The sequence below is a fragment of the Cetobacterium sp. NK01 genome, from assembly GCF_024506395.1.
Classification (GTDB): domain Bacteria; phylum Fusobacteriota; class Fusobacteriia; order Fusobacteriales; family Fusobacteriaceae; genus Cetobacterium_A; species Cetobacterium_A somerae_A.
In genome coordinates, this window is sequence record NZ_JANIBO010000005.1 from 1 (window position 1) to 11,873 (window position 11,873).

The window sequence follows — 11,873 nt, forward strand, 5'->3', positions numbered from 1 at the left end:
ATGAAAACAATAGCTTTTGTATGTAAAGGTAATTCTTTTAGAAGTATAATTTGTGAAAGGTTTGCAAAAGAATTGACGAATGACTTTATTGTTGTGAGTGCAGGAACATTTCCAGCTGATAAAGTAAATGAAGAGGGCGCTAAAATAATGGAAGACAAGAATTTATCTATGAAAGGATATAAGCCTCATTCTTTAGATCAACTACCTAAAGAAATTGATTATTTAGTTAAAATGGGCTGTGGAATAGAGTGTCCTTTAGTCTTAGCAAAAGAAACATTTGATTTTGCTATGGATGAATATCCTACAGATACTTATGAAGAAAAAAGAATAGTTGTAGAAATTTTAGAAGAGAAAGTTAAAAATTTTATTTATAAGATATCAAAATAAAAAAAGACTCTTTTATAGGAGTCTTTTTTAGAATTGAATAATAAATTAAATATATTATTTTATATTTTTAGCTTTTTGAGCTAGTTCTTTAGCAAATTCAGCAATATCCTTTTCAATCTCTTTCATTTGTGTTCTATTTTTTTCAATATCATATGTTTTTAATTTTTTATTTTCTACAACTATTTTACCATTAACAATTGTTGTATCTACATTAGATGAGTTAGCTTGGAAAACAAGAGTAGCAAAAGGATCATAGTTAGGCATCATGTTAGGTGATTTAGTTTCGATTATAATAATATCAGCTAATTTACCAGGTTCAATTGATCCAATTTTTTTATCTAGATTTAAAGCTTGAGCTCCACCAATTGTAGCCATTTTAACAACAACATCTGGAGTCATAATAGTTCTATCATTATACTTTAATCTTTGCATAGAAGAGGCATAACTTAAAGTTCTAAAAAGGTCTACTTGATTAGAACTCATAGGCCCATCAGTTCCAAGTCCAACTTTTATATTTTTATTTAACATTTCATAAGCGCTTGCTATTCCTGTTGCTCCTTTTGCATTAGCCATAGGATTATAAGCAATAGATGCATCTCTTTCTTTGATTATATCCAAATCTTTTTTATTTAAGTGTATAGCATGAGCTAATAAAACTCTATTATTTAAAACTCCAATAGAATCCATATATTCAATAACAGATTTATTTTTCAAATTTAACCTTTTATCTTCATCATCAAACTCTCCTACATGAATCATAATAGGGACATTATATTTTTTAGAAAGTTTGTTTATTTCCTGCATTTTTTCTTTAGAAACAGTATAAGGGGCATGAGGACCGAAAGCAGGGATAATTAAATCATCATTTTTGTATTCTTCAATAAAATTAACAGCATATTCGATACCACCATAAGGTTCTTTGGCATCAACTACAGGGAATTTAATAACAGTTTCGCCAAGCACTCCTCTAATTCCAACAGCTTTAGTGGCTTTGGCCATTTCATCCATATGATAATACATATCAGCATATGTTGTAACTCCAGAGAGTGCCATATCAATAGTTCCATGAATAGTAGCTTTATAAATTAAATCTCTATTTAGTTTCTCTCCTTCTAATGGGAAAAAGTAAGCGAATAATCTATTTTTTATTCCTTCTTCGCCAAGACCTCTAAAAGCAATCATAGGAAGATGGTTATGTGTATTTATCATACCAGGCATAATTATACCTTCTTGAGCATCTATTATTTTTTTAGCAGAATAACTTTTCAAAAGCTCTTCATTTCCAACAGAAATAATTTTGTTATCTCTAATTATAACCACTCCATTATTTATAACACTATTATTAGTATTCATAGTTAAAATTGTACCATTTTTAATAATGATACTTGCATTTTCCTTTTTTTCGCTTAAAGAACTGCAGCCAAGTAAAAATAATGATCCCAGTAAGATAGTATTTTTCAAATAATTTTTCACAAAATCCTCCCTAAAAAAATAAACAGTAAGCAAAAGCTCACTGTTTTTAGTTAACTTTCACTTATAGTACCAAATTTACGGTTTGGTGTAGAAACTTTTGGCCATATTCCAAATATATATAAGTTTTATATTTTTCTAAGAGAATTTTATCACATTTTATTTAAAGATTAAAGAGAAAACATTTTTTTATTTTTCATAACATTTTTTTTAATAGCTCAGAGTCATTGACTTTTATTATAAAAAAGATTATATTCTTTTCAAGATTTCTTCAAAGATAGTTATAACATCAGCAAAAAAAATATCGTTATTTGATACAAGATTTATATTAGAAAGAGATTCTACTGTAGTATCTTTTTTTCCAATAAAACTTATGCTTTTTATTTTATTTTTATTGGCTATCTTAAGAATATCAATAACAGATTCAGTTTCACCAGATTGAGAAAGAGTGATTAAGATAACATCTTTTGCAAAAGATGTTTCAAGTAATTGTATGTGTCCATTAGAAATACCTCTAATTCCAATAAGTGCTAATCGCTCATTCATATAAGAAGATATATTATTTGCTATTCCAGTAGATGTAAACATAAAAAGTTTATCTTTATTTTCTTTAAATAAAGTAATTGCTTTTTTAAATGATTCATTTTCTTCAAAAGAATATCCCTTAGAAATTAAAGAGCTATGATTTGTTTTTAAAAAATAGATAAAATTAGAATAACTTGTATACCCAATTTTATTCATGCATTTATAAATAACAGATGTAGAAGTAAAGTTCTCTATAGCTACATTTCTAATAGAAATTTTCTTTTTGTTTTGAATGTTTTCAACTATAAACTCTAAGATACTTTTTTCTAAAGTTGATAGTTTGTGTTTTTTACAAATATAATTTACATTAATCATTAATAATCACCAATAATATTATATATCATAAAGGAGAAAAAATGGAAAAGAAATTTTTACAAGACCCTTGGGCAAGAGTAACAACAAGAAATGGATTAATAGGAGATGAGGTTATTTCAGCTCTTCAAAAATCAATAAGAAGAGGTAAAGTTGAAGCAGCATGCGAATTTGCTTATGAGATGTATATAACTTCTCCACAAATGGAAGAAAAATTATGGAGAAGATTGGTTGCAATTTCTGTTGAAGATATTGGAATGGGAGATCCAATGGCAGCTATTTTGATAAATAACTTAAAAGAAATGAGAAAAGAGTATGCTTATGCAGATGGAGATAGACCAATATTTTTTATTCATGCAATTAGATATCTTTGTAATTGTGAAAAAGACAGATCAAGTGATTTATTAAAAAATATTGTTATTAAAGGATTTGCAATGGGATATGTTCCAGAGATACCTGATTATGCTTTAGATAAGCATACAACTAGAGGAGCAGAAATGGGAAGAGATTCTTTCCACTTTTTAAATGAAGCTAGTATGGTTATTCCACAGAAAGAAGTAGATAACGATTATAAAGAACAATATAATGAAATTTTAAAGAAGTATGACCCTAAAAAAGTAGTAGTATCAGCATTTAAATATAATCCGTGGCAAGAATAAGAGTTTGGGGGAAAAATGGAGAATAAATTTTTAAATAAATTAGAAAAAGTACTCTTACCTATAGGGGATAAGATTGGTAATCAAAAACATTTAGCTGCAATTTCAACAGGAATGATGATGACACTTTCTTTAATTGTTGTAGGGTCATTATTCTTAATAGTAGCTAATCCACCGATAAATGTAAATTTAGTAAATCCTGAAACACAGAATATAATTTTAAAGTTTATGTTAAATTGGAAAAAATTTGCTATAGAAAATTATGCAATATTGACAAAGCCCTTTAATTTTACAATGGGAATAGTAGGGTTAATGACATCATTTACTATAGCTTATGCATTATCAGGAAACTATAATCTTAATAAGTCAACATCAGGTTTAATATCAATGATTATATTTTTACTAGTAGCTGCACCAATTGAAAATAATTCTATCGTAATGACTTATTTAGGTGCTGATGGATTATTCATTGCAATTATTTTAAGTCTTTTAACAGTTGAAATAACAATGCTTATTGAAAAATTAGATTGGAAGTTTAAGGGTGAACATATTCCACCAGCAGTCCTATCTTTTATGAATGCATTAATTCCATTATTAGTGAATATAATTATAATTTATGGTTTAAGCATTGTAATTTTTGTATATACAGGAAAAGATATTCCAAGTTTAATAATGCTGATATTGACACCAGCATTAACAATTGGAAATAATATATGGGGTTATGTTGCAATTGTTGTTTTTGGAAATCTATTATGGTTGTTTGGAATAAATGGAACATCAATAATTTTTCCTCTTGTATTTTCTCTAGGAATTGCAAATACAGGAATCAATGCAGAACTAATAAAATCTGGACAAGAACCTCAAATGCTTATGAATTTGCAGATGTTTAGAGTGGCAATATTAGGTGGAGCAGGAAATACAATAGGATTAGTTATTCTTATGATGAGAAGCAGATCTCAACAACTTAAATCAATAGGAAAATTATCGTTTATTCCAGGAATTTGTGGAATAAATGAACCAGTAATTTTTGGGACACCAATTATATTAAATCCAATACTGGCTATTCCATTTTTATTTATGCCAATAGTTAGTTTATCATTAACTTATGTTGCTCAAAAAATAGATCTAATATCTATGGGTTACATAGTAGATCCATCATTTGCACCATTTTTTATACAAGGATATCTATCATCTATGGATATAAGAAATTTAATATTTACAATATTTATAGCTGGATTAAGTATTGTAATCTATTATCCATTCTTTAAAATCCATGAAAAGCATATGTTAGAAATTGAAAATTCTATATAAATAAAAAAATCTCAATCTAAAAAGATTGAGATTTTTTACAATTATTATATATTTAATGCAAGAGCTATACAACCTAATAATCCAGCATTGTCTCCAAGACCTGGATAAACAATATAATCATCAATATTATCTAAAATTTCTTTAGTCTGAACATAATTATTTAACATCTCTTTTACATTTCTTCTAATTAGAGGGAATAATTGAGATTGTTTCATAACTCCACCACCAAGAATTATTTTTTCTGGTGAAATAGTTAAAATATAATTTACAAGAGCTTGAGCAATATAGTATGCTTCAAGTTCCCAAGCTTTATGGTCAGCAGGAAGCTCATAAGCTTTTATACCCCATCTTTCTTCAATCGCTGGACCAGAGGCTAATCCTTCAAAACAATCTTTATGGAATGGACATTTTCCAATATATGAATCACTTTCATGTCTTCTAACAAAAATATGTCCCATCTCAGGATGAAGCATTCCATGCACTAATTTTCCTGAAACTAATGCTCCACCACCAATCCCTGTTCCAATAGTAAGATAAAGACAATTTTTTAAGCCTTTTGCAGCTCCCCAAGTAGCTTCTCCTAATGCTGCACCATTAACATCCGTATCAAAAGCCATGGGAATATTTAAATTTCTTTGCAATTCACCAATTAAATTGAAGTCACTCCAATATTTTTTAGGAGTTTTAGTTATATATCCATAAGTTTCAGAATTTGGATTTGGATCAATTGGACCAAACGAGCCAACTCCAATAGCCTCAACTCCCTTATTTTTAAAAAAATCATAAACTTTTTGTAAAGTGATTTCAGGTGTTTCAGTAGGAAAATTAACTCTTTCTAAAATATTACCATCTTCATCAGCAATTCCACAAACAAATTTTGTTCCTCCAGCTTCAATAGCTCCTAGTTTCATAAAATCCTCCAATTAAAATTTATAAAATTCTATCTTAGGTATAGTAAACAATATTTTACTTTTAATTTCAATACCTAAGTTGTTTTTATTTAGGTAGAGAGTTTAAATAAAGGCTTCTTCTCTATTTTTTATAAAAAATTAATTTCTACTTTTGAAGAAATACAATATTTTTAAAATTCAAAAAATAGAATTTGAATTTTTAGAAAGAAAAAGTGTAAAGAGGTTGAATAGTTGATAAATGAATTTATTAATATGGGAGGAGAAATTATGAAAATAATAAAATATCTTTTTTTGTTTTTATTGATGTATTTATCTAATTTTGCACAAGATAATAATTTTTTAGGAAGTCAGACTCTTTATGTAAAAGTAGATGAAAATTATACAAAAGTACCAGAGGGATTTATACCATTCTACATAAATCACTTAGGAAGACATGGAGCAAGATATTTGAGTAGTTCTAAATCTATAGATAAAATTCTTAATGAATTAATAGAAGCTAGTGAGAGAAAAGAGCTAACACCTTTAGGTGAGGAGTTATTAAAAGATGTTTTACAATTGAAAAATTCTGAAGAGGAAAAATATGGTCTTTTATCTCAAATAGGGAAGGATATGGAGTTTGGAATAGGAAAGAGGATGTATAAAAATTATCCTCAAGTATTTAAAGAAAATAGAGAAATTTTAGCTGAAGCAACTTATGTAAAAAGAACTCAAGAAAGTATGAATGAATTTTTGAAAACATTTAAAGAGAATATTTCAGAAGATAATGTAAAAACAAAAATAAATGAAAAAGCAGATCCAATTTTAAGATTTTTTGATTTAAACCTTGAATATATAGAATTTAAAGAAAATGGAGATTGGAAAACTATGTTAAATAGTTTTCAAAATAGAAGTAAAATATATCTTGAAATAACTAATAGAATTTTTAAGAGTAAAGATATGTTAAGTGCTAAAAATAGTTTGAAATTTACTACAGATTTATATGGGTTATATACAAATCAATATGATATAGGAGAAAATGTAGGGTTAAGTAAATACTTTACACAGGAAGAATTAAAATATTTTTGGGCTAATAAAAATTTATCAATGTATTTAGAAAAAGGACCAAGTAGTGTAGGACAAAATTTACCAATGGATATTTCTTTTGCTCTTTTAGAAGATTTTTTGTCAACATCAAAAAATGCTATTAAGAATGAAAATATAGCAGCAAATTTAAGATTTGCTCACGCAGAAACAGTGGTCCCTTTTGCAAGTTTATTAAAAATTGATTTTGCATCAAAGCAAACTAATGATTTAAATAACGTTGAAAATATTTGGAAAGATTATGAAGTTTCTCCAATGGGAGTTAATATTCAGTGGATTTTTTATAAAAATGAAAAAAATGATATTTTAGTAAAAATGCTTTACAATGAAAAGGAGATTAATTTTCCTATAGAAAGCAATATGAAACCATATTATAAATGGGATGATGTAAGAAAATATTATGAGAAAGTAATAAATGATTTAAAGATAAAAAAATATGATACAATAATCGATGAAGTTAAGTATTTTAAAGCATCATAGAATATAGAAAAAGGGGAGAGGTATGAGAACTGAAAGAGAAAAAATGATAGCTGGGGAAATGTATAATCCTAATGATGAACAGTTGGTGAAAGATAAAGAGGCTGCTAAGAGATTTTGTAGAGAATATAATTTAACAGATGATACAAACTATGATTTAAGAAAAAAAATGATTCAAAGCTTTTTAGGAAAAACAGGAAAGGATTTACATATTGAATCAAATTTTAGAGTTGAATATGGGTATAACATTGAAATTGGAGAAAATTTTTATTCAAATTATGATTGTTTACTCTTGGATATTTGTCCAATTATAATTGGTGCTAATGCTATGCTGGCCCCTGGAGTTCATATTTATTCTGCAACACATCCAATAGATCCAATGGAAAGAAATTCAGGAAAGGAATTTGGAAAACCAGTAAAAATTGGTGATAATGTTTGGATAGGAGGAAGATCTGTTATAGCTCCAGGAGTAACCTTAGGAAATAATGTTGTCGTAGCTGCAGGATCTGTTGTTACGAAAAGTTTTCCTGACAATGTTGTAATAGGTGGAAATCCAGCAAAAATAATAAAAAATATAGAGGTTAAATAAAAAAATAAAAAATTAATTTGACATAAAAATTTTCATATGTTAGTATACTTAAAAATAAATTTATAGGAGTGGTTGAGATGACGACATACAATTTAATATCAAAAACTACAATGATGAATATGATGATGCCTATGGGAGTTGGAACCAAAAATTAATTTTTAATTTTGGGACGAACTCATTTTTGCTTTACTAAATGAGAAGCTCCCAAGGAATAAAGTTGTTAACATAAAGCTTGGGATTTTAAATCTCAAGCTTTTTTTTATTAAATTTTCAAAATTCATAATATATTACAAGGAGGAACAGATGATACAACTAAAGAATATTATTAAAACTTATGAAAATAAAGGTCAAAGTATTGAAGCTTTAAAAGAGTTATCTTTTGATTTTAAGAAAGGAGAGATAACTGGAATAATAGGATATTCAGGAGCTGGAAAAAGTACTTTACTTAGATGTATAAATCTTTTAGAAACACCAAGCTCGGGAGAAATTATAATAGATGGAGTTATTTTAAATAAATTAGAATCTAAAGATTTAAGAGAAACTAGAAAAAAAATAGGAATGATATTTCAACATTTTAATCTTATGAGAAGTAGAAATGTTTTTAAAAATATAGCATACCCTCTTAAAGGTAGTGGCCTTTCTAAAAAAGAGATAGAAGAAAGAGTTGATGAACTTTTAGATTTAGTTGGATTAAAAGATAAAAAATACAGTTATCCATCTCAACTTAGTGGAGGACAAAAACAAAGAGTAGGAATAGCGAGAGCTTTAGCAAATAGACCAAATTTGATTTTATGTGATGAAGCTACATCAGCGTTAGATCCCGAAACAACAGTTTCTATTCTAAAATTACTAAAAAAAATCAATAGAGAATTAGGGGTAACAATAGTTCTTATCACTCATCAAATGGAAGTTATAAAAGAAATTTGTGATAGTGTTATTGTCATGGAAGAGGGTATTATCAAAGAAGCAGGAGATGTAATCAATATTTTTTCAAGACCTAAAGAGTCAATAACAAAGAGATTTTTATCATCTATTTTTAATACGGAGAAAATAAATAGTTACTTAGAAAATATGGCAGTTAAACAAAATGAAAAAATAATAAAACTATCTTATGTTGGAAATAATACAGAGGAAGCTTATATTTCAAGAGTTTCTAGGGAGTACAACATTGATGCTAGTATTTTATTTGGAAATATAGAGATTATAAAAGAGACTCCAATTGGAAACTTAGTTATAAAACTAGGAGGAGATGAAAAAAATATTATAGATTCAATAGAGTATTTAAATAAAAATCAAATATATGTGGAGGTTTTAAAAAATGGAAGAAAAATTATATAGTTATTTAGGAAATGTAATAAAGTATCAAGACGAAATGGTTCGTGCCATGGGAGAAACACTAACAATGGTTGCTATAGCAGGAACTGTTTCAACATTAATTGGAACAATTATGGGAATAGTTTTAGTTATAACTAGAAAAGGTGGAATTTTGGAAAATAGTTTAATTAATAATATTTTAGGAAAATTTATAAATATTTTTAGATCAATTCCATTTGTAATTCTACTGGCAGCTTTAATTCCTGTAACAAGGTTTTTTATGGGAACAACTATTGGTTTAAAAGGAGCAATTGTTCCTCTTATATTTGGGTCAGCTCCATTTGTTGCAAGACAAATAGAATCGGCATTATTAAGTGTTGATTCAGGAGTAATAGAAGCAGCCTACGCAATGGGATCTTCTCCGTTTGAAATAATTTATAGAGTATTATTGAGAGAAGCATTACCAGAGATTATTTATGCTCTTATTATAACTACAGTTAGTTTAATTGGATTTTCAGCTGTAGCAGGAACAGTTGGTGGTGGCGGTCTTGGTGACTTTGCTATTAGATATGGATATCAACATTTTAAAACAGATATCATGGTAGTAACAATTATAATTTTGGTAAGCTTGATAACTTTTATACAATGGTCGGGAGAAAAAATATTAAAAAAAATAAAACGTTAGAATAAAAAATTAAAACTATAGGGAGGAAAGAGTTATGAAAATATTAAAGATTTTAAAGGTAGTTATATTTTTGGTGTTATCAACAGTAGGATTTTTAGGATGTGGGAACTCATCAGATGATTCCTCAACAACAGAGAAAAAAGTAGTAAAACTAGGAATTAATGGAGATGAAAATGTAATCTGGGAAAATGTAAGAGACCAACTTGCAAAAGAGAATATAGAACTAAAGTTTATAAATTTTGCAGACTATATAAGACCAAATTTGGCTCTTCAAGATAAGGAAATAGATATAAATGCATTTCAAACAGAGATATATTTTGACAATTTTAAAAAGGAACATAAGTTATCAATAGTTAATTTAGGATATACAGTATTAGCTCCAATGGGGATTTATTCTAAAAAATTAACGGATTTATCTCAGTTAAAAGATGGAGCAGTAGTAGCTATTCCAAATGACAGCTCAAATGGTGGAAGAGCACTACTTTTACTTCAGGATGCAGGGCTTATAAGTGTAAATAAAGATGCAGGAGCTTTTCCAAGAGTTAAAGACATTATAGAAAATCCAAAGAATATAAAAATAGTTGAGTTAGTAGCAACTCAAATTCCAAGATCAATAGAAGATGTAGATGTTGCGGCTATAAATAATGGTGTTGCTGTTCAAGCTGGATATTCACCATTGGTAGATTCAATCTTTATTGAAGATTTTAAAAATGAGAGATTAAAGCCATATTTTAATATAATAGCTTCAAGAGATGATAATCAAAATAAACCAGAGATAAAAAGAGTTTTAGAAGTTTATCAAACTGCTGAAAATAAAAAAATAATAGATGATTATTATAAAGGGTCTTCAATAGCTGTATTTTAGAGTTAAAATTAAAAAAGATTAGATAACTTTTGGAGGGAATAAGATGGAAAAGAAAATAATAGATTTTTTAGATAGTAATAGAGATATTTTTATAGATCTTAGTCAAAAAATACACCAAAATCCTGAGATTGGAAACGAAGAGTATTTTGCAGCGGATTTATTAACAAAGTTTTTAGAAGAAAAAGGATTTGATGTTGAAAGAAATATAGCAGGACATGAGACGGGGTTTATAGCTAGAAAGCAATCTAAAAATGGAGAGTATCCTAAAATAGCTTTTTTAGCTGAATATGATGCACTTCCAAATCTAGGTCATGCTTGTGGTCATAATATAATAGGAGCAATAAGTGTTGCTGGAGCAGTTGGCTTAGGTGAGTTATTAGATAATGTTTCGGGTGAAGTTATCGTTTACGGTTGTCCTTCAGAAGAGGGAGGAGAGAATGGAAGTTCTAAGGGTTCTTTTGTTCGTGAAAATCTTTTTGAAGGGGTGGATGTTGCAATGATAATACATCCAGGAAGCGAGCATTCAATAACAAAGAAGAGTTTAGCAGTAAATCCTTTGGATTTTGAATTCTTTGGGCAATCATCTCATGCTGCAGGTTCTCCTGAAAATGGTAAAAATGCTTTAGATGCATTACTACATTTTTTCAACGGAATTGCAACACTTAGACAACATGTTAAATCAGATGTAAAAATTCACGGAATAATAACTCATGGAGGGGATGCACCAAATATAATTCCAGATTACACTAAGGCTAGATTTTATATTAGATCTTCGACAAAAGAGGGTTGTGATGAAGTTACAGAAAAAGTAGAAGCTATAGCTCATGGTGCAGCACTTATGACAGGATGTACTGTAAAAATTTCTAGTTTTCAAAATAGAGTTGATAATCTTATACCAACGAGATATTTTGATGAACTTTATGTAGAAACTATGAAAAAATTAGGAGTAGAGGTTTCTACAGATTCAAAAAAGGGGATGGGATCAACTGATGTGGGGAACGTGAGTCACATAATACCAACAATTCATCCAAATATAAAAATTTGTGATTGTAATGTTTTTGGTCATACCCATGAATTTGCAAAAGCAGCTGGGTCTATTAAAGGAGATGAAGCTGTTATATTAGGAGGAAAAGCTTTAGCTTTATTAGGGTTAGATTTAATTTTAAATAAAGAAAAATTAGAGAATATAAAAGAAAATTTTTTATCAAGATAAAATAAAAATTAAAAAGGG

12 protein-coding genes and 1 riboswitch are annotated in these 11,873 nt (G+C 28.0%); of the genes, 9 read left to right on the forward strand and 3 right to left on the reverse strand.

The features are described 5' to 3' along the window. On the forward strand, window positions 1-387 hold a 387-nt coding region (locus tag NON08_RS13385; RefSeq protein ID WP_256692123.1), incomplete at its 5' end, for a hypothetical protein. Between the two features lie 54 nt (window positions 388-441). Here the strand turns inward: NON08_RS13385 and NON08_RS13390 are convergent. After that, window positions 442-1,860 carry an amidohydrolase gene (locus NON08_RS13390; RefSeq protein ID WP_256692124.1) on the reverse strand — a complete coding sequence of 473 codons (1,419 nt, stop codon included), beginning with the start codon at window positions 1,858-1,860 and terminating at the stop codon, window positions 442-444. Window positions 1,861-1,904: 44 nt separating this feature from the next. Continuing rightward, window positions 1,905-2,002, reverse strand: a riboswitch (purine riboswitch). Window positions 2,003-2,106: 104 nt separating this feature from the next. Continuing rightward, entirely contained in the window at window positions 2,107-2,757 is a 651-nt protein-coding gene (locus NON08_RS13395) for a MurR/RpiR family transcriptional regulator (protein ID WP_256692125.1), read from the reverse strand. 41 nt (window positions 2,758-2,798) lie between these two features. Here NON08_RS13395 and NON08_RS13400 point away from each other — a divergent pair, with 41 nt between their 5' ends. Together NON08_RS13400 and NON08_RS13405 are read left to right on the forward strand one after the other, a co-directional pair. Continuing rightward, complete coding sequence (locus NON08_RS13400; protein ID WP_256692126.1) at window positions 2,799-3,413, forward strand: hypothetical protein; 615 nt, start codon at window positions 2,799-2,801, stop codon at window positions 3,411-3,413. 15 nt (window positions 3,414-3,428) lie between these two features. Beyond that, window positions 3,429-4,721, forward strand: coding sequence for a PTS sugar transporter subunit IIC (locus NON08_RS13405; RefSeq protein ID WP_256692127.1), 1,293 nt, complete (start codon window positions 3,429-3,431; stop codon window positions 4,719-4,721). Between the two features lie 44 nt (window positions 4,722-4,765). Here the strand turns inward: NON08_RS13405 and NON08_RS13410 are convergent, their stop codons facing one another. Next, window positions 4,766-5,632: an ROK family protein gene (locus tag NON08_RS13410; protein WP_256692128.1), complete on the reverse strand. Its 867-nt coding sequence runs from the start codon at window positions 5,630-5,632 to the stop codon at window positions 4,766-4,768. Window positions 5,633-5,899: 267 nt separating this feature from the next. On the opposite strand from NON08_RS13410, the gene NON08_RS13415 reads away from it, so the two are divergent. From NON08_RS13415 to NON08_RS13440, 6 genes are all read left to right on the forward strand, one after another. Next, window positions 5,900-7,192, forward strand: a complete 1,293-nt coding sequence (locus tag NON08_RS13415) for a histidine phosphatase family protein (RefSeq protein ID WP_256692129.1) — start codon at window positions 5,900-5,902, stop codon at window positions 7,190-7,192. A gap of 22 nt (window positions 7,193-7,214) precedes the next feature. After that, window positions 7,215-7,778: a sugar O-acetyltransferase gene (locus tag NON08_RS13420; protein WP_023051962.1), complete on the forward strand. Its 564-nt coding sequence runs from the start codon at window positions 7,215-7,217 to the stop codon at window positions 7,776-7,778. A 303-nt stretch (window positions 7,779-8,081) separates the two neighbouring features. Continuing rightward, window positions 8,082-9,116, forward strand: a complete 1,035-nt coding sequence (locus NON08_RS13425) for a methionine ABC transporter ATP-binding protein (RefSeq protein WP_256692130.1) — start codon at window positions 8,082-8,084, stop codon at window positions 9,114-9,116. Beyond that, entirely contained in the window at window positions 9,097-9,777 is a 681-nt protein-coding gene (locus NON08_RS13430; RefSeq protein WP_023051960.1) for a methionine ABC transporter permease, read from the forward strand. Before NON08_RS13425 ends, NON08_RS13430 begins: the two co-directional genes overlap by 20 nt. Before the next feature lie 34 nt (window positions 9,778-9,811). Next, window positions 9,812-10,642 carry a MetQ/NlpA family ABC transporter substrate-binding protein gene (locus tag NON08_RS13435; protein ID WP_023051959.1) on the forward strand — a complete coding sequence of 277 codons (831 nt, stop codon included), beginning with the start codon at window positions 9,812-9,814 and terminating at the stop codon, window positions 10,640-10,642. A gap of 43 nt (window positions 10,643-10,685) precedes the next feature. Next, complete coding sequence (locus NON08_RS13440; protein ID WP_256692131.1) at window positions 10,686-11,855, forward strand: M20 family metallopeptidase; 1,170 nt, start codon at window positions 10,686-10,688, stop codon at window positions 11,853-11,855. The last annotated feature ends 18 nt before the right edge of the window (window positions 11,856-11,873 follow it).

Coding starts and splice junctions, on each gene's coding strand:
- NON08_RS13435 (WP_023051959.1), top strand. CDS start 9,812: ATGAAAATATTAAAGATTTTAAAGGTAGTTATATTTTTGGTGTTATCA.
- NON08_RS13430 (WP_023051960.1), top strand. CDS start 9,097: ATGGAAGAAAAATTATATAGTTATTTAGGAAATGTAATAAAGTATCAA.
- NON08_RS13410 (WP_256692128.1), bottom strand. CDS start 5,632: ATGAAACTAGGAGCTATTGAAGCTGGAGGAACAAAATTTGTTTGTGGA.
- NON08_RS13425 (WP_256692130.1), top strand. CDS start 8,082: ATGATACAACTAAAGAATATTATTAAAACTTATGAAAATAAAGGTCAA.
- NON08_RS13395 (WP_256692125.1), bottom strand. CDS start 2,757: ATGATTAATGTAAATTATATTTGTAAAAAACACAAACTATCAACTTTA.
- NON08_RS13440 (WP_256692131.1), top strand. CDS start 10,686: ATGGAAAAGAAAATAATAGATTTTTTAGATAGTAATAGAGATATTTTT.
- NON08_RS13405 (WP_256692127.1), top strand. CDS start 3,429: ATGGAGAATAAATTTTTAAATAAATTAGAAAAAGTACTCTTACCTATA.
- NON08_RS13420 (WP_023051962.1), top strand. CDS start 7,215: ATGAGAACTGAAAGAGAAAAAATGATAGCTGGGGAAATGTATAATCCT.
- NON08_RS13415 (WP_256692129.1), top strand. CDS start 5,900: ATGAAAATAATAAAATATCTTTTTTTGTTTTTATTGATGTATTTATCT.
- NON08_RS13400 (WP_256692126.1), top strand. CDS start 2,799: ATGGAAAAGAAATTTTTACAAGACCCTTGGGCAAGAGTAACAACAAGA.